The sequence below is a fragment of the Aureimonas altamirensis genome, assembly GCF_001463885.1.
In the GTDB taxonomy this organism is placed as follows: Bacteria; Pseudomonadota; Alphaproteobacteria; order Rhizobiales; family Rhizobiaceae; genus Aureimonas; species Aureimonas altamirensis.
The window spans coordinates 254,955-277,632 of the sequence record NZ_BBWQ01000011.1; the positions used below are offsets into that span (position 1 = coordinate 254,955).

The following is a 22,678-nucleotide window of genomic DNA, read 5'->3' on the forward strand; positions in this document are numbered from 1 at the left end:
TTGCACCGCAGCAAGGACAATATTGTAAGTAAATATGGCTCGCGTAACGGCGTTACATAAGATGATATCACGGCGACACGAGGCCCCATGACGAAGATCGGCTTTCGATCAACCGGTTCGACGCAGGTCTAAACTGCCTTCCAGGGGTGGCATGAACTGCAACTCGACGATCGGGATATGGGAGCTCAACCTGAAATTGTTGTTCGGTCCCCTTTGCTTCCGACTAATGGAAAGGTTCTATTGTGATCCGTATCCTGAATCCGACATGGACTTTTTCCCGACTTCAAGCAGCACAGGGCTTTGCGGCCGTCGCGGTCATATGGGGCATGGGCTTTTCGGAAGCTGCCGAACCCATCGACTTCAAGGAAATGGAGCCCGGACTGTACATTCATGTCGGCCAGGTGGCAGTGCCGGACAGCGCGAATCAGGGTGATACGTCCAATATCGCCTTCGTCGTCGGCAACGACATGGTGGTTGTGGTGGACGCCGGCGGCAGCCGAGCCATTGGGCAAGCCACGCTGGACGCGATCCGGGGCGTGACGGACAAGCCGGTCGGCTGGCTTATCCTGACACACATGCACCCGGACCATGTCGCCGGATCCGCTCCGCTGGTGGAGGCCGGCGCAACCGTGATCGCGCATTCCGGATACGAGGCGTCCATCGCGCCGCGCCGCGACTTCTACCGCGATCTCGAAGTTCGGCGGCAGGACGGTGATCCGGAGGCGTTCTTCTTTTCCGCGCCCGACGAGGTGGTGGAGGGCGATCGCATCATCGATCTCGGCAACCGCCGGCTCCGGCTGACATCCTGGCCGGTTGCCCACACGGCAACCGACCTGACCGTGCTGGACGAAACGTCCGGGACGTTGATCGCCGGCGACCTCGTCTTTGTCGACCACGTGCCGACGCTCGATGGCAGCCTGAAAGGCTGGATCGCAGCCTTGCCGCAACTGGCGGCCATCCCCGCCCGGCAGGTCGTGCCGGGCCATGGCCCGGCGCCGCAGCCCTGGCCGGAGGCACTGCGCAATGAGGCCCGCTACCTTGACGTGCTTGCCCGCGACATCAGGGCGCAGATCGCGTCCGGCGGCTCGATCGGCGCGGCCCAGACCGGCGCTGCGGCGTCCGAACGCGGGAAATGGGCGCTCTTCGATGCGTATAACGGGCAAAACGTGTCTGCCGCCTTCACCGAGCTCGAATGGGAATAGGCTTCCCTTCCGGATCGCGGCGCGCCACATTCACCACGGGCATCGTCGATCTGGGAGGATCGGACATGGCCGCCATGCCTATCAACCGCTTTTCAAGCGCAGCTCTCGTCGCGCTCGTTCTTGGCTTGTCCGTTACGGCCGGGGCCGGGCCAAGCCGGGCGTCCGACAGTTGGAGCGAATTGAAGGGCGCCATCTTCGGAGACCGAGCCATCGCGGATGATCGCGTGGTGGAGTTGGAAGCGCCATCCAGAGCCACCGACCCGGCCGTCGTGCCCGTCGTCATCCGGCTTGCCGAAGATGCGGCGATCAAGCAGGTGACTTTGATCGTCGATGAAAACCCGGCACCCGTCGCCGCCACCTTCACCCTCGGGCCGGATACGGGCATCCGCTCCATCGAGACGCGCTTGCGCGTCAACGCCTACAGCAATGTGCGCGCCGTCGCCGAGACGGCCGATGGGGCACTGCATGAGTCCGTCGTCTATGTGAAGGCGTCCGGAGGCTGCGCCGCGCCTGCCGCCCGCAACCCCGCCGAGGCTGCGTCCACCCTGGGCGAAATGCGGCTGCGGCGCCTGGTGGAGGCGGCCAACGGCCAGACCCAGGAAGCGCAGTTGATGATCCGCCACCCCAATAATTCCGGGCTGCAGCGCGATCAGGTGACGCATCTCTACATTCCGGCGCATTTCGTCTCCGACCTGGAAGTGCGGTTGGACGACAAGCCCTTTCTGTCCATGAGCGGCGGGATCAGCATTTCCGAGGACCCGAATTTCCGCTTCCGCTACGATGGGCCGGAGGGCGTGTTCCGGGTGATCGCATCGGACACGGAAGGGCAGACCTTCGCCAAGGTCTTCAGCCCCGGAGAGGGCTGAAAGCCGCTCAGAAACAGCGTACCTCTGCTTCGGCCTGCGCGCGGCGCAGATCGCCGATGGCGGCTTTCGCCGGGGCGGACGTGCGGAAGACGACGCCCTTCTCGCCGGTCACCTGCCCCATCGACAGGTATGTGCTGGCTTCGACATAGCGCGCATAGGGAACGATGGAGGCCACCACGTCGAACGAGCAGGAGCATTGGCGCAGCGCCTGCTGCGTCTGTCCGTTGGTTTGCATGCAGGCAAAGACGTAGTCGGCGACGGCGTCCGTCGGATAGTCGTTCGTGACGGCGCCGGAGGGCGCCACAAAAAGCCCGCATGCCAAAATGGCCATGAGGCCGATGGATCGCTTCTTCATTCGGACCTCCCTTGGCCGCCGTCATAGGCGACGAATTTGCCGAAGGCGCGCGGGCCGTCGCCCACCGCCACCTCGCCCACACGCTGCAATGTCGCAGCATCGATCTTCATCAGCGTATTATCGAACCAGTTGACCACGTAGAGCGCGCGTCCATCCCCGGCCGCCGCGATCCCTTCCGGATATTCCCCGACATCGACCGTCCCGACAGGCGCAAATGTTTCGGCGTCGAATACGCTGACCGTCGCACCGTGCTGGTCGGTGGCGAAGACCCGGCCGGAGGCGGTGGCCGTCGCATAGGGCCGGTCACCGACAGGCACGCTGGCCACTGTCGCCAGCGAAGCCACATCGACGATGCTGACATCGTTGGACACGACGTTGGCGACATGCAGCCGGCTGCCATCGGGCGAAAACTCGACGCCGAAAGGGCGCTCGCCCACCGGCACGGTTCCGACAAGCGCCATCTTGCCGGTCTCGAAGACGGAGATGCGGTTGGAATCCCGGTCGGCCGTCACAACCAGCCTGCCATCCGGAGATACCGCGACGCCCGACGGAGAAAGGCCGGTCGCCACCTCGGCGATTATGCGGCCATCTTCGGGGTCCACGACCGACAGTCGATGGGCATACCAGTCCGCCACATAGACCGGCGCGCCCGATGGATGCACCGCGACGCCCAGCGGCCCGCCCTTCACCTCGATGCGGCGCGCCACCCTTGCCGCCTTGGTATCGATCACGGTGAGCGTGCCGGATTCCGGGCTGGTCACATAGGCATGGCGTCCATCCGGCGGCACGGCGACACCGGCGGGCTTACCGCCGATGGGGATGGTTGCCACGACGCGCATGGACGTCAGGTCCACGACCGACAGATCGTCGCTCGACTGGTTGGTGACATAGGCCGTGTCCGCCCCGGCGCCCGTTGCCGTCAGAAGGGCGGCCGCCAGTACCGCGCACCGAAAGACCGATGCCGGCATGGAATCAGGACCCGTTTTCCAGACTGGCCTTCAACCCCTCCACGACCTTTTCCTGCATGGCGGCCACGGCATCGTTGGCGGCCTTGTCGTTGAGGTTTTCCGGCGGCTCGTTGTTCGGATAGCCCCGGTAGTAGGCGCTGCGAATCTCGATCTCGGATTTGTCGCCCCCGGCTGCGGGCTTCACCGTCAGGAACTCGCTGTAATTGGTCACGGGCAAAACCGCGGTACCCACCTCGGGCATCTGGATCTGGTAGCTCATGCGCGCGGCATCGTATTTGTAGAGCTCCTGTCGCAGGACCCCACCATCCTTCAGCGTCACCTCGCGCACGCTGTTCACCGCGTTGCCCGGTTCGGCCTTGACCGAGGCAACCAGCGGATTCCACGACAGATCGTCGAAATTGCCGATCTTCTGCCAGACGGCGACCGGCGCCATGTCGACTTCGATGGACGTGGCATGCTTCTGCCGCGACGGGCCGTGCGCAAGGGCTATGCCCGGCAGGACCGTCAGGGCCAGTGTCAACGCGACCAAGCTACGTGTCACGCTATCCTCCCTCAAGACGCAACGGTGCCCAGGCGAAACGCTATGACGTCCGCTCCATCATGGGAAGGCCGAAGGAATTTTCGGAAACGATATCGGGAAGATTTCCCGGCAGCCCTGGGAAGAACTACCGGAACGCCTTGAAGGTGACGGTCGTGAACGTGTCGGATACGCCGTCGACGGTCTGCAGCCGTTCTGTTACGAAATGCCCCGTATCGCTTTCGGGATCGAGGTAGAACTTTGCGATCAGGTCGAACTGGCCGGACGTGGAATAGACCTCGGACAGTTCCTCCACCGTCTCGACGAGGGCTTCGGCCACCGCATAGGCCCGGCCCGGCCGGCACTTGAACTGAACGAAGATGGCGCGCACGGCGTGCCCCCGTGAAAAGCGTTGCGGACAGGGCGCCGCGCGGCGGCACCCTGCCCCTTGCTATCAATCGACGAAGGCGCGTTCAACCACATAGGTGGCGGGCTTGTTGTTGGCCCCTTCCTCGAGACCGGCCTTTTCCAGGAGCGCCGCCGTATCCTTCAGCATCGCCATGGAGCCGCAGATCATCGCGCGGTCGATGGCCGGGTCCAGCGGCGGCAGGCCGAGGCTGGAGAACAGCGATCCATTCTCGATCATGGTGGTGATGCGCTCGCCGCGCGGCTCGCCCTCGCGGGTGGCCGACCCATGATAGAGAAGCTTGTCGCCGACGATCTCGGACAGGATCTCGTCCTGGGCGATGGAATCCACGAGATCCTTGCCGTACTGCAGTTCGGCGGTCTCGCGGGTGGTGTGCGTCAGGATGACCTTCTCGAACTTCTCGTAGGTCTCGGGATCGCGGATGACGCCGGCAAACGGCGCAATGCCCGTGCCGGTCGAGAACAGGTACAGACGCCGGCCCGGAATGAGCGCGTCGAGCACCAGCGTACCCGTCGGCTTCTTGCGCATCAGCACCGTATCGCCCGGCTTGATCTTCTGCAGATGCTCGGTCAGCGGGCCACCCGGCACCTTGATCGAGAAGAACTCAAGTTCCTCGTCCCAGGACGGGCTGGCGATCGAATAGGCCCGGAACACCGGCTTTTCTGCATTGGGCAGGCCGATCATGGCAAACTCGCCGGTCCGGAAGCGGAAGCTGGCGGGCCGCGTCATGCGGAAGCGGAACAGGCTGTCCGTATAGTGGTGGACTTCGGTCACCGTCTCGGCAAAGACGTTCGCGGGGACAGGAAATACCGGCTGCGCCTCATCCTGCGGCTTGACGATAGCGTTCATGTCGATCGGCCTTTGGCGTTATCTGGACGTTCTGGCGGCGTACAGCGGGTTCATGCCGCAGAACACATCCTATTGCGAGAAAGAATTTTCTTAAACTTCGACCTTGCGTGGAATGGCCCCTTCGGTTCCGAAGACGCGGCGATACCGCTCGATTTCGGACGGCAGCCCTGTCGCCTTGGCCGGGTTGTCCGATAGTTTCACCGCCGGCCGGCCGGCCGCATCCTTGACCTTGCAGACGAGGGAAATCGGCTTCAGCCCATTCGTCGGCTCGGGCGCGACGCCCCTGAAATCGTTGGTCAGGTTGGTGCCCCAACCGAAGCTCATGCGGACGCGGCCATGGAAATGCCGGTAGGTTTCCTCGATGGTTTCGATATCGAGCCCGTCGGAAAAGACCAGAAGCCGCTCCCGTGGGTCCACCCCGCGCTGCCGCCACCAATCCATGATCGTCTCGCCGCCATCGATGGGCGGCGCGGAATCGGGCCGGAAGCCTGTCCAGTCGGCAACCCAGTCCGGCGCATTGTCCAGGAAGGACCGCGTTCCGAACGTGTCGGGCAGCACGACCAGCAGGTTGCCATCGTACCAGTCCTGCCACTCGCGCATCATGCGGTAGGGCGCATCGCGCAGGGTGGCGTCGTCCACCGAAAGCGCGGCGGCCACCATCGGCAGTTCGTGCGCGTTGGTGCCGATGGCCTCCAGATCCGTTTCCATGGCCAGCAGCACGTTGCTCGATCCGGAAAAACGGCTTCCGAGCTTTTCTTTCAAGGCTTCCACGCACCAGCGCTGCCACAGGAAGGAATGGCGCCGGCGCGTGCCGAAATCCGAGATGCGGATATCGGGAAGCTCGGCCAGCCGCTCGACCTTCTCCCACATCTTCGTCTTGGCGCGCGCATAAAGCACATCCAGCTCGAAGCGCTTGAAGCCACGCATGGCCGCGCGCGAGCGCAACTCGTTGATGATGGCGAGGGCGGGTATCTCCCACATCATCGTATGCGTCCACGGGCCGTGGAACTGCAGCTCGTACTGGCCGTCGCGCCGGCTGAGCTCATAGGGCGGCAGCTCGAAGCCGCTCAGCCAGTCCAGGAAATCGGGGCGGAAGATCTGCGACTTGCCGTAGAAGCTGTTGCCGGCCAGCCAGATCATCTCGCGTTTGGAAAAGCGGATGGTGCGCGCATGATCCAGTTGGGCACGCAGCTCCGCTTCGTCGATCTCGTCGGCGATGCGCACCGAGGCCGTGCGGTTGATCAGCTCGAATGTCACCTGCGTATCGCGGTAGCGGCCCCAGATGAGCTGCAGCATCAGGAGCTTGTAGAAATCGGTATCGAGAAGGCTCCGGATGATCGGATCCAGCTTGAACGTGTGGTTCCAGACGCGCGTTGCGATATCGATCGCGACCATCGACATTGACCTCAGGCGATAAGCGAATAGACGAAGCGCGCACAGATCAGCAGCAGGAAGATGCCGAAGGCCATCTCCAGCCGCTTCTTGTTCAACCTGTGCGCAAGCGCGGCGCCCATCGGCGCGGTGATGACGCTGGTGATGGAAAACAGCGCGAAGCCGATCACCGAGACGTAGCCGAAAGCGAGCGGCGGTTGCAATGCCGCGATGCCGGGGTACTGCGCCGCAGCGGGCCAGCCGGCATAGATGTAGCCGATCGTTCCCGGAATGGAGATGATGACGCCCAGCCCCGACGATGTCGCCACGGCCTGGTGGATGGGGCGGCTGTAGAAGGTCATGAAGAGCGACGAAAGCTGCCCGCCGCCGATGCCCATCAGGGCCGAGAGAATGCCGATGACCCAGCCGTAGATCACCATCACGACCCGGCCGGGCATATCCAGGCCAAGACGCCAGCTTTCCCGGCCGAACAGAAGTTTGACGGCCGAAATGCCCGCCACGACGATGAAGACGATCTTGAACAGGTCGGCCGGGGCATAGCGGGCGATGAAGCTTCCGGCCGCGACGCCCAGCACCACCGGTATCGCCCACACTTTCAGGATCGACATGTCCACCGCGCCGCGCCGCCGGTGCGCGCTGAAAGAGCGGATCGAGGTCGGGATGATGATGGCGAGCGAGGTGCCGATGCACAGCGGCATGCGCACATCTTCCGGAACGCCCAGGATGCGGAAGAGCTCGTACAGGATCGGCACCGCCACGGCCCCGCCCCCGACGCCGAATACCCCGGCCAGAAGGCCGGTAACCGCCCCGCCGGCCAGAAGCGCCAAGGCGAGCCAGATCGCCTCCCCCATTGCGATATCGATCATGTCGTCTCCCCTCGTGCCCCCCACTCATAGGTGCGGGGAACACGGTGGCACAAGGTGTGCGTGCGGATATTTCGCCTTGCGCCGCGTCAGAACGTGGTGCTGACCTTGAGGTAGAAGGACCGGCCGGGCTCGTTGAAGGTTGCCGCGCCGGCTGCGTTGCCGCTGCCCTTGCGGAACAGCCGCTCGTCGAAGATGTTGCTGACGCCGGCGCCGATCCGCAATTGCTCGTTGGCCTGGAAGTCCACGTTGAAGCCCACCAGCGTATACGGATCGAGATCGTCCGTATTGGTTGCCAGGCGCCCCGTCACGACGTTGCGGGAGGGTGCTTCCGTCTTGCCGTAGTGCGTCAGCGTCAAGGCGGTGAACAGGCGTTCCGTGGCCTGCCACTCCAGTGCGGTGTTGATCGTGTATTCCGGCACCAGGGACAACGGATTGCCGGTTTCCTTGTCCTCCGATTCCAGCATGTAGGTGGCGTTGGTGCGCCAGTTCACCGAGTCCAGCAGCGGCACCAGAAGGTTGCCTTCCAGCCCGGACAGCACCGCCTTCGGCGTGTTGTCCCACTGGAACAACTGCGCACGCCCCAGAACCGCGACGGGCACCACGCCCGCCGTGATGCGGTCCTTGTAGTCATTGTGGAAGTAGGTCAGGCCCGCCTGCCATCCGGCATCGTTGATATAGTTGATGCCGACTTCCTTGTTGATGCTCGTCTCGGCCTTCAGGTCGGGATTGCCGATGACGTAGCAACCGAGCCCGAGCGATTGGAAGTTGAAGGGGCAGCCGTTGCCCATGGTGAAATAGACGTAGTTTTCATTGAGCTGGTACAGGTTGGGCGCCTTGAAGGCTCTTGCGATGCCCGCCTTCAGCGAAATCTCGTCGGTCAGGTCGTAGGAGGCGTTGAGGCTGGGGCTGGCATTGCCGCCGAACTCGCTGTGATAATCGCCCCGGATGCCCGGCGTCACGATCAGCTTGTCCGTGACGTGGATATTGTCTTCCAGATACAGGCCGTAAAGCTGCGCGTCGATCTTCGAGTCGCGGTCGGCGGGGTCGGATGGGACGCCGGGAATGACCACGCCCGAGGCAATCCCCTGCCGCAGCGACACAGGGTCGTCCATGTACTCGCCGCGGAATTCGGCGCCCACTGTGACGTTCTGGTCGAAGTGATAAGTGAAGGGGATGTTGAATTCCGACTTCGCCGCCCAGTTGTCGAGCGTGATCGTGCCCTTTTCCAGATTGCTGCTGATCGCCCCCTCGCCGCTTCCGGCCGTTCCTTCCAGGAAGCGGTTGTTGCGGGTGTTCTCCCACTGCACATACGAGTTCGAGGTGCCGAACTCGTAATTGCCGCGGTGGGTCAGTGCCAGCGTGGTGCGGTAGAGCGTGTTGGTCTCCTCGCCCTGGCTGGCCAGTTCCTCGATGATGCTGCTGGTGCCGGCAAGCTGCCGGTCGCCGGTGAAGATGTTGCCCTGCCGGCTGTAGCCGGCCTCGAACTCGAACTCGTGGGACTCGTTGGCATACCAGGTCAGCACGCCGCGCACGTCCTTGTTGACGACACCCTCGCGCCCGGCCGGTATGTCGGTCGGCAGCAGGGCCGCGTCGGCGTTGATCGCCGGGTCGTCGGCGTTGGTCTTGCTGTAGCTGCCGTAGACCCGGTAGGCGAAGTCCTGCCCCAGGGGCCCGCCCGCAAAAACGTTGCCGCGGAAGGTCTTGCCCTCTTCCGAGTGCTGCGGAATGTTGACGTAGCTCGAAACGGTGACGCTCTGCTCGGCAGGGCGCTTGGTGATGATGTTCACGACGCCGCCCGCCGCACCCGAACCGTAGCGCGCGGCGGCCGGGCCGCGCAGCACCTCGATCCGCTCGACCGCCTCGGGCGGCACCCAGTTGGAGTCGCCGCGCGTGTCGCGCTCGCCGGAGCGGCCGTAGCGGACGGCATTGCGCGACAGGACAGGCTTGCCGTCGATCAGGATCAGCGTGTTTTCCGGCCCCATGCCGCGAATGTCGATCTGGCGGTTGTTGCCACGCACGCCCGACGCCGAATTGCCGGTGAGGTTCACGCCCGGCTGCCGGCGGATGATGTCGGACAGGTCGTTGACCGGGGGCCGATGATCGATGTCGGTGGCGGTGATGATCGAAACGCCCGGCGCCTGCTTCAATTGTTCGTCGGCCGAAAGCACCAGCACCTCGTCGAGCGCGATGGCCTCGCCGGCCGGAAGAACGCTTTCGCCTTCCTCGATCTGCTCCTGCGCAACGGCGCCTTCCTGGGCTGCGGCATGGCCCACCGGTACGGACAGGGCGATCAGCAGCCCGATGGCGGTACCGGAGCGGAGGACGGTTCGGTTTGTAAGAGTGCGCGACAAGGCGAAAATCTCCATAGGCAAGCCGTTTCCCGGCTTTTGGGAGAAGCCGGGATCAGGTGATGAGCTGGAATGGAAAACCGTGGCGCTGGCGGCGGCTACTGCCCGGACTTTCAGGTTCGCCCCCATGTGACACAGGAGCCTGAAAGCTAAAAGTAGATTCCTGCACTCAACTATTGCAACTGGCGATCTGTGATGCCAAAGGGCAACAATGCCGGTCGCCCCTCGTTGACCGGCAAGGGTTCCGCCACGATCGGAGGGCGTTGCAATGATGCCGCATACGCAAGCCTATATCCATACCGCCTGGCGCGAGACGTCGCCGGGATGGCTTCTGGCCCTCGCCGCCATGCTGGGGTTCCGCCATCCGGCAAACGGCCCGCTCGCCATTTGCGACCTGGCTTGCGGCACCGGCTATTCGGCCGCTTTGACCGCGGCTTGCGTGCCGTCCGCAACCGTGGATGGTTTCGATGCCGATGCGGGCCATATCGAAACGGCCGAACGACTGGCCAGGAGCGCCGCCCTCGGCAACATCCGCTTCGACACCGCCGACATCCGCCGGCTCGCCGACGATCCGCCAAGGACCTACGATATCATCGTCGTCCATGGCGTCTTGTCCTGGGTGCAGCCGGATGTCCGGGAGGCGATCTTCCGGTTTGCCGGTTCGGCGCTGAAGGATGGCGGCATCGCCTATCTCCATTATGCCTGCCAGCCGGGCGCCTCCACCCTGGCAGTGCTGAACGGCGCGATGCGGGCCGCCGCGCCCGGTGGCACGCCGATGGAGCGTCTTCAGAAAGTCCGTCCGCTTCTGGCGCGCATGCGGCGTGGCGCGGGCCTGTTCGTTGCCCATCCCCAGGCCGGGACATCATGGGACAGCCTGGCGAACCAGCCCGATGCCTATGTCGCCCACGAGCTGGCAGGCGATACGTTCGAGCCCCTGTCGAGCGGCGATGTCATCACGGCGATGGCGGCACAGGGATGCGCCTTCGCCGGCAGCGCCACCCCCATCGAGAATGTCGACCGCATGTCCCTGCCCCAGGACTGCCTTGCCGCACTGGAGGGCGTCGGCCAGACGCCCCTGCGCGAGGTGTTAAAGGACATTGCCCGCGACCAGGCCCTGCGGCGCGACATCTATGTGAAGAACGGCCGGCCGCTGACGCCCCAGGCGCATATGGATGCGCTTGCCGGCTTGCGCTTCCGCCGCATGGCGCACGTTGCGGGCGGTGCCGTCACCGTCCAGACCAGGGTGGGGCCGGTGGAGGGTGCAGCCGCGATCTTCGGTCCGCTTCTCGACGCCTTCGCGTCGGGCGACCGCGGCTTTGACGAGCTGGCGCGCCTGCCGCCATTTTCCGGCCGGCCCGGTCTTCTGAACCAGTCATTGGTGCTGCTGATGGAGGGTGGCCTTGTGCGGCCGGTCTGGCCCGGCGCCGACACGGCCGGCGCCCGGGCCTTCAACCATGCGGTGTCCGACTACGCGGATGCACCGGCATTGGCCGATGCGGAACTGATGGGGCCGCGCCCGCTCTAGACAGCGCTCCTCAGGCCGCGCGGGAGCGCCCCGTCGGGTTGTATCGTTGGGCCATCTGGGCCAGAGCGTGCCAGTTCTGGCGCGAGACGATGGACAAAACGATCGGCTCAAGCCAACCGCGACGCGCGAACTCGGCCAGCAGCGCCGCCGGCAGGGCGTTCAAGGCCCCCTCGTCGACGCAGAGAAGACCGTCGCGGAGCGCCTGTCCGGCATCGCCGAGACCCGGCGCCTTGGAGGGCGTCAGGACGCCGGCCTCGGCAAGGGCGCGCCCCAGCTCGGCGGAATCCGCAAGGCTACGCTCTGCAAGCTGGCTGCGGATGACCGACGATTTTCCGAAGGAGGACAACCCGCCGGATTCCTCGAAGATCGGGTCGACATCCTCGTCCACGCCGGGCCGCATCTGGACAAGGCGGCCGCTGGAAAAATCGGCGTAGAGCCGGATCTTGCCGTCATGACCCGCCAGGGCGACAAGCGGGTATCGGCTGAGGCAGGAGGGCACATGGTGGTCTCGCCGCCAGCCGCCGAGCGCATCGACGAAGAGGTTGCGTCCCTTTTCGAGCGCCATGACGGCGACAGGTGTGGGGGTGTCGCCGTTCGTGAAGCAGATGGGATAGCAGCGCATGGCTGCACCAAATTCGCTTAACGCCAGGGGCGCCGTCTCGATGGTGGCGGCAAAGCGCAGATTGCCGCTTCGCCGCACGCCGAGGCCGGCGTGCCGATCCAGGCTCAGCACCCGCGGCTCGGCGAACCATGCGGGCAATGTCGGCGCCCGGTCGGGAAATGACAGAAAATCCGCATATGCCATCGGCTCACCCCTTGCCCGGCGTTGCTCCGCCGTCAGAGGCGGGTCATATAAACGTCATCATGCAGAATTTTTCTTTTATGCGCCATTCCACCGAAAGACTCAAGCTTCGACGTTATTGGCCGCAACGCCATCCTGCCCCAGTCGGCTTGCGACAAGCTTGCTCATCGGAAGCTCGGGCTGTTCCTTGTAGGCGCGGCGCATCAACGCGATGGATTGCGCTTCGATCTCGTCGGTCAGGCGCGCCAGAAAGGCCGCTCGGTCCAGCCCCGGCTCGATCGGCGGCAGAAACTCGGCGCGGATGGTGCCCGGCCGGCGATAGAAGGCCTGGCGTGGCCAGAACAGCCCGGAATTGAGCGCAACCGGCGTTACGGGCACATTGGTTGCGTTGTAGATGAAATGGATGCCCGGCCGGTAGTTCGGCACTGCGCCGGGGGCGCTGCGGGTCCCTTCCGGAAAGATGACGATCTGCCGCCCCTCGGCCATCGCTTTCTGGGCATCCTCCAGCATGCTGGCCAGCGCGGCCCCACGGCGGCTGCGGTCTACCGGGATCATGCCCATGCGGCGGCAGTAGGCGCCGAAAACCGGTATGGCCATCAGCTCCTTCTTCAGGATGAAGGTCGGGCGATCCAGCTCCGGGACAAGGGCGAAGGTTTCCCAGAAGGATTGGTGCTTTGACGCGATGATGGTCGCGCCGTCCGGCAGGTTCTCCTGCCCGACGATCTCCGATTTCGTACCGGCCACCCGGTGCAGAAGCCACAGCGAGGAGCGCGCCCAGTTCTTGACGATCCGCCAGCATGTCCGCTCGGGCAGCAGGAAGAAGACGGGGGAGAAGAGCAGAAGCTGCCCGATCAGATTGGCGTAGAACAGGATCTGGAACGCAAGGGAGCGCAGGGCGATCATCTTAATGGCTGTCCCGCTTGTATATCGACTGGGCGGCGATTCAGCCGTGGCCGGTATGGCCCTGCGACGTCACATGCCGCCCCAGCGTATCGACGATGTCGAACCCCGTTGCAAGACGCGCGCGCGCCACAAGCACCTTGGCATATTCGCTCAACAGCAGGCGCAGGCCCAGCCGGGTCGGGAAACCGTCCGTGCGCCACAATTTCTGCGGCGAGACGGGATAGGGCACGATCTCCGGCGCGCCGGAAACGCCGCCAAGCTCCGTCATGGCCCGTGGAATATGATAGTCGCTCGTCACCAGGGCGATGCGGCCGATCCCGTGCGAGCGCGCCCATTCCACCGTCATGCGCGCATTGCCGATCGTGTCGAGCGCGGCATAGTCGAGGTCGACGCAGCATTGGAACAATGTCCGGTCGCCGCCGGTGATGCGCGCGAGCGTCGACAGGCTGGTGCCGGGATTGACGCCGCTGATCAGCAAACGCTGGCCGCTGTCCTTCGTCAGAAGATCCACCGCCTGTTGAAGCCGCATCTCGCCGCCGGTCAGCACCACGATGCCGCCGACATCGGCAATCGATGCCGGTGCCCGCAGGCTTGCCACGTCGTTGGCGAAGCGCAGGAAGCCTCCGGCCAGATAGGCGGCAAGGCCAAGGACGGCCAGAAACAGAAGCAGGCCAAGGCGCATCCCGGGCCGTGCACCGCCCCTGCGCCTTGCTCTGTCTCTTTCAGCCTGCATGTGCTTGCCTGCGTACACTGTCCAATCCGTACATATGAGCGAGGAACTATGCCCGAGCCTTGTGGTTTCCAAAGCCGTTCATGCGGTGCCGGCGGGCGACAGGATATCCATCTCCGAAAGTTGCGCCCGCACGGTGAAGCGTGATGTGAGAGCCGTCAACAGCGCGGCGGCGAAGGCCATCAGCGCGATGGTGAGGTACCCCCACAACCCAAGGCTGAAGGTGCCGAACAGGGCTCGAAGCTGGTCGCCCTCGGCCGAGGCGGCGTCCGGGGCCGCGTACCAGCCCGCCACGGCGAAGATGCTGAGGGCCGCCAGGCCGCCGATGGCGCCCCCGATCAGCCCCAGCCGCAAAAAATGGCGCTGGAACTGCGCCGCTATGAAGCCGTGCCGGGCGCCCACGAAATGCAGCACCTCTATGATGTGCCGGTTGCCGGCCATGGCCCCGCGCGTTGCGAACACCACCGTCAGCACCGCCGCAACAACCACCAGTACCAGAATGGCGATGCCGGCCAGCACGGTGGCCTGCGCCATGGCGACGAGGCGCGACATCCACATGCGATGATCGTCCAGCGTCGCCTGCGGCACCGCGCGCTCTACCGCCTCGCGCAGCGCATCGAAATCCGGCGGCGATGCCGGGTCTATCTCCACCGCGATCATACGCGGCATGGGCAGGCCGGCCACGTCCAATCCGCCCAGCCAGGGCCGCAGCATCGCCCCGGCTTCGTCCTCTCCGACAGGCACGGCGGCGGTCACCCCGGGGGTCGACAAGGCCAGAAGCTGCAGCTCGCCGATTGCCGCCTGCATGTCGAGGCCGGGCTCCGGCTCGATCTGGATCGTCGCCTCGCGGGCGATGTCGTCGCGCCATGCACGCGCCGTATCCGAAATCATCAGGACGCCGCCCAGCGTCAGGCTGGCCAGGAAGGTCATGATGGCGATGACGGCCATCAGCGCCGTGCTCGTTACGCTGCGCGCCGGCACGATCGGCACCGGGCGCTTTGCGGTCGAGCGCCGCGCAAGTGACGACACCTGCCGCGACAGCGACCCGAGGCCGATTACCAGACGGTCGCGCAGCTCAGTCATGGATGCTCATCCGCCCGTCCGCCAGCACCAGCCGCCGGGCCGGCGCCTGCTCCATCAGGCTTACGTCATGCGTGGCGATGACGACCGAAGTGCCCAGCCTGTGCATTTCCTGAAACAGGCGCAACAACCGGCGCGCCAGCGGCGGATCGACATTCCCGGTTGGCTCGTCGGCCAACAGAAGGTCGGGCCGGTCGATCAGCGCGCGGGCGATTGCGGCGCGCTGCTTTTCGCCGCCCGACAGGACCATGGGCGGCGCATCCATGCGGTCGCCGAGGCCGACCCAGCGTAAGAGATCCACGACATCCTGCCGGTATGTGGCTTCCTCCCGGCCGCGCACGCGCAGTGGAAGCGCCACGTTTTCGTAGGTGGTCAGATGGTCGAGAAGCCGAAAGTCCTGGAAGACGATGCCGATGCGCCGACGCAGCTCCGGCAGCTCGTCGCGGCGCATGGTGGCCGCGTCGCGCCCCATCACCGTCACCATGCCGCGCGTCGGCCGCAGCGCCAGGAACAGCATGCGCATCAGGCTCGTCTTGCCGGCGCCGGAAGGGCCGCACAGGAACTGGAAAGACTGGGCGTCGATGCGGAAGCTGAGGTCGCGTAGAACCTCCGGCCCCATGTCGTATCTGAGCCCAACATTCTCGAACCTGATCAAGACCCTGTCCCTCCGCCGCCTGCCGTGGTGACGGCCGGGCATGACGCAACCCGGAGTGTGACGTCAATTCCTTTACCGTTCATTAACCACCCGCCGTTAACCTTTTCGCAATGTCTTCAAAGCGCCGGAGAGGGTCGATGGCACAGACGTCTCGCAGCAGCGCCGCCCGCCATCCGCAATGGCGCATCATCGACGCGGAATGCTGGACCGTTCGCAGGCCCTCCGGCCCCGAGCTGCGGCGCGCCGTACCGCTGAAGCGTGGGTTGGCTGCGGCCTTCGGCGATGCGCTCCGCAGGCTTGTGCGTCTTGGCAGAGGGTGAGCACGCGGGGCTCGCATTCCGGGGCGCGGCGATGTAGGCAGGCATCCTGTCAATTCAGGATGGAAACGGCTGTTCCATGATCGAAGTTCGCGGCAAGCAGATCGACACCCTCTACTCCGAATCCGAGATCGCCTCGGCCGTGGAGCGCGTCGCAGCCGAGGTTGCCGCCAACTCCAGCAACGATCTACTGGTCGTCTCCGTGCTCAAGGGCTCTTTCGTCTTCGCGGCCGATCTCATCCGCGCCCTGCACAGGGCCGGGGTGGCACCGGAAGTCGAGTTCATAACCCTGTCCAGCTACGGCGCCGGCACCATCGGGGGCGAGGTGCGGATCGTGCGCGACATCGAAAGCGACGTTCAGGGCCGGCAGGTGCTGCTTGTGGACGATATCCTGGAATCCGGACGCACGCTGAAATACGCCCGCGACCTGATGCTGGAGCGCGGCGCCGCGCGGGCTGAGATCGCCGTTCTGCTGGACAAGCGCATGCGCCGCAAATCCGAGATCGAGGCAGACCATGTGGGCTTCGACTGCCCGGATTACTTCGTGGTCGGCTACGGAATGGATGTCGGCCACGCCTTCCGTGAGCTGCCCTTCGTCGGTCGCGTCGTCGAATAGGGCTGGAGATCGGCAGAAATATTTCGTCGTGGTTGCATTTGAGCAACGGCTGAAAGTTCTGGGAAAGAATTTTCTGCATAATAGGGGAACGGACAGGTTGTCCGTGCGTCTTATGCATTGCGGAATCTCTCATGCCGATCAATGGGATGGGGGCCGAGTTGCCGGAGTGAGCGATGGCCAGGATCCTGATCGCCGAAGATGAAGCGGGAATACGCCTTCTCGTTGCGCGCGCCCTTACCCTCGAAGGCCACGACGTCGTCACCGTCGAGGACGGTGAAGAAGCGTTGGAGGTGATCGCCGGCGACCATGACGGCTTCGATGCCGTGCTGTCCGATATCCGCATGCCGGCCCTGACGGGGATCGAGCTTGCGCACGCCGTCAAGGCGGTCTTTCCGGATTTGCCGATCATGCTGATGACCGGCTACGCGGAACAGAAGGAAGCGGCGGAAAGCCTGACGCGCATCGTCTTCGGCGTCGTCGAAAAGCCGTTCACCCTGACGCAGATTCGCCGCGCCATGGGCGATCTCTTCGCGGCGCATCCGCCCCGGGCGCGCGCAGAGCCCATCCGCCGCGCCGGCTGAACGCCCTTACTGAGCCCTCAGAAGCCTTTCCAGATAATCGCGCTCCTGCTGGGGTGACAGCCTGTCGCCCAGCTTCTCGCGGATCTGGTCCAGGATGCGCCTTGCGCGCTGAATGTCGATCTCGTCGGGTATGTCGACATCCTGACCGAAATCCGGGCCCTGCGTCTGGCGTTGCCGGCCCAGCGGATCGCGGCCGGACCGCTGCTCGCCGGGCGCCGCACCCGGCCCCATCGTGCCGCCCTGCTGCTGGCCACCCTGCCCCGGCTGCCCCTGCATGGCCTCCTGCATTTGCCGCATCATGTCCTGCGCGCCTTCGCGCAATGCCTGCAGGGCTTCTCCCTGCCGGTCCACGGCTTCGCCGTCGCTGCCACGGCCGAGGGCGCCCTCTGCCTGGCCCATCGCCTCGTCGGCGCGCCCCATGCCTTTGCCGGGTTCGAGCCCGGACTCTTCCATCTGCTGCCGGAGCGCCTCCAGCCTTTCCTGCAACTGGCCCTGCCGCCGTTGCAGATCCTCCATCTGTTGGCGCAGCTCCTCGGCAGACGGAGGCTGCTGGCCCTCGCCTCCCTGCGCGCCCGGTGGCTGCGGCATTCCTTCCATGCCCTCCTGCATCTGCCGACGCAGGTCTTCGCGGCCCAGTTCGAATGTCTGGTCCATCAACTGCTGTTGCTGCTGCAGCAACTCGCCCATTTCGTTCATCTGCTGCTGCATTGGGCTCTCGCCCTGCGGCTGCTGCTGTCCCGGTTGGGCCATCTGCAGATTGTTCATCATGTCCTGCAACTCGGACAAAAGCTGCTGCGCCGCCTCGCGCGAACCGGAGCGCGCCAGATCCTCGATCCGGTCCATCATACGCTGCAGATCCTGCGGGCTGATCTCCTGAGCATTGTCCATCTGGCCCAGATTCTGCGGCGGCTGGTTGCGCATGGCCTCTGCCATGGCCTGCATGAACTCCTGCATCGCCTCGCGCAATTCCTGCATCAGCTCGGCGATTTCCTCTTCCGAAGCGCCGTTCTGCAGGGCTTCCGACAGGGCCTGCTGGGCATCGCGAAGGCGGCGCTCCGCAAAGGACAGGTTGCCCTGCTCGATGCCGAGCGCGATCTCCCACAGGAAGTCGACCGCCGAGCGAAGGTCGTCGTCGTTGGCTGCATGGGCGATGCGCTCGCGCGCCGCGCGCAGGGCCAGATAATCGGCGGTGCGCGGGATGAAGCTGTCGGCATGCAGCGTGACGGCATCGATCAGATCGACCACGCGCCGGGCTGCGTTCGCATCCAGCGCCAGGATACGGCGTTGTTCAACCACGGCACGCGCCAGCGGGTTGTTGAAGGGGCGCTGCGGAAGCACAAGCTCCATAGGGTCGGAACGGCCCTCCTGCCCGGCATCGTCCCGCGCCGCCAGGGTCATCCGCACGGCTGCCCCTGCATAGGGGCTATCCACCAGATTGGCCGATGTCCGCCCCTTGGCAACGCCCTTCGTGCGTCTCGGCATGGCAAGGTTGATCGATGGCGGCTCGATCAGCGGACGGGCGTTCTCGGCCACGTCCACCGGCTCGATCAATGCCTGCCCCTGTGGCGCCCCGTAATCATCCTCCACCGTGAAGCCGATTTCCAATGCGCCATTGCGCGCGGAACGCGGCTCGCCGTCGAAGGCGATGACGGGCACGGTATCCGGGACGACGTCGAACTGCCACGCGCCGAGCGTCCGGAACCGGGTTTCCACCGCCACCGCGCCGGAGCGATCCAGCGCAAACTCGTATTCGGCAGGCCCGGAGGTTGGCGCCGGCAAAGCGGCTTCGCCATCCGCAGGCGTGTCAACTGCCTGCGGAACGATCTCGGCTTCGGCGGCGTCGGCCGCCCGGAAGCTCATATCGACGCCGCTGCCGTCCGATACGCGAACAGACAGAACGCTGCCCGCCGGCACGCCGAACGGACCGGAATCCTCCGCCCCGGTCAGGAAGATGGGGGCCCGGCCCGTATAACCGGGCGGCGTCACCCAGGCGTCGACGCGTGCCGCAGCCAGTACGGTGCCTTCAAGCGGCGTCGTGGCATCGGAGATACGGCCACCGCCCGGCCCGAAGGAATAGGCGAAGGCCGTCACGACGCCGAGGGCGACAAGGACGCGCAGCCCATAAGGGTCCAGACGTTCCGTCCGCGTATTGGGAAGCCCGCCGGTCAGCCCGGTCAAACGCTCGGCCATGCGCTTCTGGTGAATTCGCCACAGCGCCATGGAGACCGGATCGTCACCCAGCGCGCGCTCTTCCTGGGCGCGCAGCGGCTGGTTGGCAAGGTGGCTTGCCTCTTCCACACGCGCCGTCACGGCGGCCGCGCCGGGCAGACGCAGGTGCCGGTTGCGCCATGCCAGCCAAAGCGCCGCAAGGCAGAGCGTGGTTAAAACGGCAATGCGCGCCGGTGCCGGCATGGCGGCGAAGATGCCCGTCCAGGCCAGGATGAGGAACAGGCCGACAAGGCCCGACAGGCCAAGGACGAGCGGCCAGAACCGTTCGACCGCGATCGAGAACCAGGCCGACAATCGGGCCGGTATGAAGCCTGTTCCGCCGCCCTGTCCGCGGTTCTGGTCGTTGCTGTCGGCTGGTGCCATGGCGCGGGCCTTCGTTCCGGCGGCTGGATCGGGCGGCACGCCGCCCTGACCGAAGCTTACCAGCTTTTAAGGCGAAGGCGAGGCGCGCGCCGTGCTTGCCGTCAAAGCCAGGGCGGAATGCGGTCGAGTCCGATCAACTCTTCGAGCGTCTGCCGTGGCCGCACCGCATGGAAGGCATCGCCCTTGACGAGAACCTCGGCGATAAGGGGTCGGGTATTGTACGTCCCGGACTGGACGGCCCCGTAGGCGCCGGCCGTCGAGACATAGACGAGGTCGCCTGCCTTCAACTCCGGCAAGTCCCGGTCCCGCGCGAAGAAATCGCCGCTCTCGCACACCGGCCCCACCACATCCACGCGCTGCGCCGGTGCCCCTGCCGCCGGCTCGATCACCGGGGCGATATCGTGCCAGGCATCGTAGAGGGTCGGGCGGATCAGGTCGTTCATTGCCCCGTCGACGATGACGAAGGTGCGCCCGCTTTCGCGTTTCACATAGATGACACGCGCAACCAGAATGCCGGCATTGCCGGCGATCAGGCGCCCCGGCTCGAAGATCACGCGCGTACCGAGATCGCGCACATGGCGCTTGACGATCGCGGCATAGGCGGGCGGCTCCGGGGGCGGGTTATTGTCCCGCTTGTAGGGCACGCCGAGGCCGCCACCCAGATCCACATGCGAAATCTGGTGGCCAAGCGCGCGCAGCCGGCGAACAAGGGCGGCCAGACGGCCGAACGCCTCGTCGAATGGCTCCAGCTCGGTGATCTGGCTGCCGATATGCATATCGATGCCCGACACCTTCAGCCCGGGCAGCCGCGCGGCGAGATCGTACACCTCTTCTGCACGGTCGAAGGCGATGCCGAACTTGTCGGCCTTCTTGCCGGTGGAGATCTTGGCGTGCGTACGCGCATCGACATCCGGGTTGATGCGGCACGAGATGTGCGCAACGCGCCCGGACGCCGCCGCCTGCCCCGAGATCGCCTCCAGCTCGGGTTCGGACTCCACGTTGAAGCAGAAGATGCCCGCATCGAGGGCGGCCTCGATCTCGGCGTCCGTCTTGCCCACCCCGGAAAACATGATCCGTTCGGCTGGAATGCCGGCCATCAGAGCCCGCTTCAACTCGCCGCCGGACACCACGTCGGCGCCCGCGCCCAATGCCGCCAGCGTTCTCAGCACGGCCTGGTTGGAATTGGCCTTCATGGCGTAACAGACGAGCGCGTCGATATCGGAGAAGGCCTCCGCGAAGACGCGGTAATGCCGCTCCAGCGTCGCCGTGGAATAGCAATAGAAGGGCGTGCCGACAGAGTCCGCAATGCTGCGGATATCGACATCCTCGGCGTGCAGGACGCCGTCGACATAGTCAAAGTGGTTCATGGCGCGCTTTTTATATGGATCGTCAGTTCAACAGGCCGTCGAGGAGGAAGCGCCGCTCCGGCGCGCCGGGATTGCGTGTCACCTCTTTCGGCACCACCGACGTCTCGGACGAGCGATTGGTGATTGCGGGTGCGCGCGCCAACCCGTTGCCGTCCGGCGCGATGACATAGGGCCGTGCCGGCTGGCCCTCAGGCGTCGGCGGCACCGGCAGGTTCTTGCGTCCGCAGGCGGCGAGGCCGAGCATCAGTGCCAAGCTTACAAGGATCATTACGCGCATCGCCCATCACTCCAGATCAGAAATCACTCGCCCGTGGATAGGCGTTGCTGCCAATAGGCAACCTGTTGGCGCACATTGTCGGGGGCCGTGCCGCCGAAGCTCTTGCGGCTGGCCACCGATGAATCGACCGACAGCACATCGAAGACCTCGGGCCCGATCCGCTCGTCGATCTCCTGCAGGGCTTCCAGCGGCAGATCCTCGAGCGCGACCTTACGCGATTCCGCCAGAGCCACCACCCGGCCCGTCACATGATGCGCCTCGCGGAAAGGCAGGCCCGCGCCGCGCACCAGGAAATCGGCGAGATCGGTGGCGGTAGAGAAGCCGGCGCCGGCGGCGGCGCGCATCCGGGCCACGTTCACCTCGAGGTCACGGACCATGCCCGTCATGGCCGAAAGGGCCAGCGACAGCGAGTCGATGGCGTCGAAGACCTGCTCCTTGTCTTCCTGCATATCCTTCGAATAGGACAGCGGCAGCCCCTTCATCACCGTCAGCAGCGCCACGAGCCCGCCATTGATGCGGCCGTTCTTGGCGCGCACCAGTTCGGCGGCATCGGGATTCTTCTTCTGGGGCATGATGGACGAGCCGGTCGAGAAGGCGTCCGACAGGCGCACGAAATCGAATTGCGGCGTAGACCAGATGACGATCTCTTCCGCCAGACGCGACAGGTGCATGGCCGTCATGGCGGCCAGGGCCAGAAACTCGATGGCGAAATCGCGGTCGGAGACGGAATCCAGCGAGTTGCGGGTCGGCTCGCGGAAGCCGAGGTCTTGCGCCGTGCGATGCCGGTCGATCGGGAAGCCGGTGCCGGCCAGTGCCGCCGCACCGAGCGGCGATTCGTCCATGCGGCGCAGGGCGTCCCGCACGCGGGAGCGGTCGCGGCCCGCCATCTCCACATAGGCGAGGCAGTGATGGCCGAAGGTCACGGGCTGGGCCGCCTGCAGATGGGTAAAGCCCGGCATGACGGTTGCCGCATGCTCCTGCGCGCGGGCCAGCAGCGCGCCCATATAGGCGCTCAGTCCGGCTTCCAGCTCCTGCAGGGCACGCTTGACGTAGAGGCGGAAATCCACGGCCACCTGGTCGTTCCGCGAGCGGGCGGTATGCAGGCGGCCGGCCGCCGGGCCGATCAGCTCGGCCAGCCGCGCCTCGATATTCATGTGGATGTCTTCGCGCTCGCGCGAGAAGGAGAAGCGCCCCTCCTCGATCTCGGCACGGATCTCGGTCAGGCCCTTGTGAATGGCCGCCGCATCCTCTGCCGAAATGATGCCGTTTTCGGCCAGCATGGCGGCATGGGCCATCGACCCTGCGATATCCTCGCGGTAAAGCCTCTTGTCGAAGTCGATGGAAGCGTTGATGGCCTCCATGATCGCGTCCGGCCCCTGTGCGAACCGGCCGCCCCACATTTCGTTGCCAGGCTTTTTGGTCATTCCGGTCTCCTGGCTCATG

The 22,678-nt window shown here is 65.2% G+C and carries 23 protein-coding genes; 6 read left to right on the forward strand and 17 right to left on the reverse strand.

The genetic code is table 11. From position 1 onward, the window contains the following. Nucleotides 1-242 precede the first annotated feature (242 nt). Nucleotides 243-1,202 (forward strand): quinoprotein relay system zinc metallohydrolase 2, encoded by a 960-nt coding sequence (locus AUL31_RS08920; protein ID WP_060604622.1) that lies wholly within the window; start codon nucleotides 243-245, stop codon nucleotides 1,200-1,202. Nucleotides 1,203-1,267: 65 nt separating this feature from the next. Beyond that, nucleotides 1,268-2,068: a quinoprotein dehydrogenase-associated SoxYZ-like carrier gene (locus tag AUL31_RS08925; RefSeq protein WP_244489356.1), complete on the forward strand. Its 801-nt coding sequence runs from the start codon at nucleotides 1,268-1,270 to the stop codon at nucleotides 2,066-2,068. Between the two features lie 7 nt (nucleotides 2,069-2,075). Here the strand turns inward: AUL31_RS08925 and AUL31_RS08930 are convergent, their stop codons facing one another. The 8 genes from AUL31_RS08930 to AUL31_RS08965 all read right to left on the reverse strand — a co-directional run bounded on the left by AUL31_RS08930 (nucleotide 2,076) and on the right by AUL31_RS08965 (nucleotide 9,808). Next, nucleotides 2,076-2,423 (reverse strand): hypothetical protein, encoded by a 348-nt coding sequence (locus tag AUL31_RS08930; RefSeq protein ID WP_060604625.1) that lies wholly within the window; start codon nucleotides 2,421-2,423, stop codon nucleotides 2,076-2,078. After that, nucleotides 2,420-3,391, reverse strand: coding sequence for a YVTN family beta-propeller repeat protein (locus tag AUL31_RS08935; RefSeq protein ID WP_060604628.1), 972 nt, complete (start codon nucleotides 3,389-3,391; stop codon nucleotides 2,420-2,422). Before AUL31_RS08935 ends, AUL31_RS08930 begins: the two co-directional genes overlap by 4 nt. Nucleotides 3,392-3,395: 4 nt before the next feature. After that, nucleotides 3,396-3,932, reverse strand: a complete 537-nt coding sequence (locus tag AUL31_RS08940) for an SRPBCC family protein (RefSeq protein ID WP_073469150.1) — start codon at nucleotides 3,930-3,932, stop codon at nucleotides 3,396-3,398. A gap of 124 nt (nucleotides 3,933-4,056) precedes the next feature. Further along, entirely contained in the window at nucleotides 4,057-4,299 is a 243-nt protein-coding gene (locus AUL31_RS08945) for an Lrp/AsnC ligand binding domain-containing protein (protein ID WP_060604634.1), read from the reverse strand. Between the two features lie 63 nt (nucleotides 4,300-4,362). Next, nucleotides 4,363-5,184 (reverse strand): ferredoxin--NADP reductase, encoded by an 822-nt coding sequence (locus tag AUL31_RS08950; RefSeq protein ID WP_039188413.1) that lies wholly within the window; start codon nucleotides 5,182-5,184, stop codon nucleotides 4,363-4,365. Nucleotides 5,185-5,274: 90 nt separating this feature from the next. After that, nucleotides 5,275-6,579: a nicotinate phosphoribosyltransferase gene (pncB, locus tag AUL31_RS08955; RefSeq protein WP_060605347.1), complete on the reverse strand. Its 1,305-nt coding sequence runs from the start codon at nucleotides 6,577-6,579 to the stop codon at nucleotides 5,275-5,277. An 11-nt stretch (nucleotides 6,580-6,590) separates the two neighbouring features. Beyond that, nucleotides 6,591-7,442 (reverse strand): sulfite exporter TauE/SafE family protein, encoded by an 852-nt coding sequence (locus AUL31_RS08960; RefSeq protein WP_060604638.1) that lies wholly within the window; start codon nucleotides 7,440-7,442, stop codon nucleotides 6,591-6,593. Between the two features lie 86 nt (nucleotides 7,443-7,528). Beyond that, the gene (locus AUL31_RS08965) at nucleotides 7,529-9,808 is read right to left on the reverse strand and encodes a FepA family TonB-dependent siderophore receptor (RefSeq protein WP_060604641.1); all 2,280 of its coding nucleotides are present in this window, start codon (nucleotides 9,806-9,808) and stop codon (nucleotides 7,529-7,531) included. Between the two features lie 250 nt (nucleotides 9,809-10,058). Here AUL31_RS08965 and AUL31_RS08970 point away from each other — a divergent pair, with 250 nt between their 5' ends. Beyond that, entirely contained in the window at nucleotides 10,059-11,315 is a 1,257-nt protein-coding gene (locus AUL31_RS08970; protein ID WP_060604644.1) for a class I SAM-dependent methyltransferase, read from the forward strand. A 10-nt stretch (nucleotides 11,316-11,325) separates the two neighbouring features. Here the strand turns inward: AUL31_RS08970 and AUL31_RS08975 are convergent, their stop codons facing one another. From AUL31_RS08975 to ftsE, 5 genes are all read right to left on the reverse strand, one after another. Beyond that, nucleotides 11,326-12,120: a SapC family protein gene (locus AUL31_RS08975; RefSeq protein ID WP_060604647.1), complete on the reverse strand. Its 795-nt coding sequence runs from the start codon at nucleotides 12,118-12,120 to the stop codon at nucleotides 11,326-11,328. Between the two features lie 99 nt (nucleotides 12,121-12,219). Then, complete coding sequence (locus tag AUL31_RS08980) at nucleotides 12,220-13,020, reverse strand: lysophospholipid acyltransferase family protein (RefSeq protein ID WP_060604651.1); 801 nt, start codon at nucleotides 13,018-13,020, stop codon at nucleotides 12,220-12,222. A gap of 40 nt (nucleotides 13,021-13,060) precedes the next feature. Continuing rightward, a complete protein-coding gene (locus tag AUL31_RS08985) occupies nucleotides 13,061-13,702 on the reverse strand; it encodes a YdcF family protein (RefSeq protein ID WP_060604655.1) in 642 nt (213 codons plus the stop codon). Between the two features lie 129 nt (nucleotides 13,703-13,831). Then, entirely contained in the window at nucleotides 13,832-14,833 is a 1,002-nt protein-coding gene (locus tag AUL31_RS08990) for a cell division protein FtsX (RefSeq protein ID WP_060604658.1), read from the reverse strand. Beyond that, nucleotides 14,826-15,485, reverse strand: coding sequence for a cell division ATP-binding protein FtsE (gene ftsE, locus AUL31_RS08995; RefSeq protein WP_060604661.1), 660 nt, complete (start codon nucleotides 15,483-15,485; stop codon nucleotides 14,826-14,828). The genes AUL31_RS08990 and ftsE overlap by 8 nt, the downstream gene beginning before the upstream one ends. Before the next feature lie 137 nt (nucleotides 15,486-15,622). On the opposite strand from ftsE, the gene AUL31_RS09000 reads away from it, so the two are divergent. The 3 genes from AUL31_RS09000 to AUL31_RS09010 all read left to right on the forward strand — a co-directional run bounded on the left by AUL31_RS09000 (nucleotide 15,623) and on the right by AUL31_RS09010 (nucleotide 16,999). Then, a complete protein-coding gene (locus tag AUL31_RS09000; protein WP_060604664.1) occupies nucleotides 15,623-15,805 on the forward strand; it encodes a hypothetical protein in 183 nt (60 codons plus the stop codon). Nucleotides 15,806-15,881: 76 nt separating this feature from the next. Further along, on the forward strand, nucleotides 15,882-16,418 hold the full coding sequence (gene hpt / locus AUL31_RS09005; RefSeq protein ID WP_060604668.1) for a hypoxanthine phosphoribosyltransferase: 537 nt from the start codon (nucleotides 15,882-15,884) through the stop codon (nucleotides 16,416-16,418). A gap of 173 nt (nucleotides 16,419-16,591) precedes the next feature. Continuing rightward, nucleotides 16,592-16,999: a response regulator gene (locus AUL31_RS09010; protein ID WP_060604671.1), complete on the forward strand. Its 408-nt coding sequence runs from the start codon at nucleotides 16,592-16,594 to the stop codon at nucleotides 16,997-16,999. A 6-nt stretch (nucleotides 17,000-17,005) separates the two neighbouring features. Here AUL31_RS09010 and AUL31_RS09015 read toward each other — a convergent pair whose 3' ends face one another. The 4 genes from AUL31_RS09015 to argH all read right to left on the reverse strand — a co-directional run bounded on the left by AUL31_RS09015 (nucleotide 17,006) and on the right by argH (nucleotide 22,659). After that, nucleotides 17,006-19,591 carry a TIGR02302 family protein gene (locus AUL31_RS09015; protein WP_060604674.1) on the reverse strand — a complete coding sequence of 862 codons (2,586 nt, stop codon included), beginning with the start codon at nucleotides 19,589-19,591 and terminating at the stop codon, nucleotides 17,006-17,008. A 101-nt stretch (nucleotides 19,592-19,692) separates the two neighbouring features. After that, entirely contained in the window at nucleotides 19,693-20,958 is a 1,266-nt protein-coding gene (gene lysA, locus AUL31_RS09020; RefSeq protein ID WP_060604678.1) for a diaminopimelate decarboxylase, read from the reverse strand. 22 nt (nucleotides 20,959-20,980) lie between these two features. Next, nucleotides 20,981-21,226 (reverse strand): hypothetical protein, encoded by a 246-nt coding sequence (locus AUL31_RS09025; RefSeq protein ID WP_060604681.1) that lies wholly within the window; start codon nucleotides 21,224-21,226, stop codon nucleotides 20,981-20,983. 32 nt (nucleotides 21,227-21,258) lie between these two features. Continuing rightward, complete coding sequence (gene argH / locus AUL31_RS09030) at nucleotides 21,259-22,659, reverse strand: argininosuccinate lyase (RefSeq protein WP_409359954.1); 1,401 nt, start codon at nucleotides 22,657-22,659, stop codon at nucleotides 21,259-21,261. Nucleotides 22,660-22,678 lie beyond the last annotated feature (19 nt).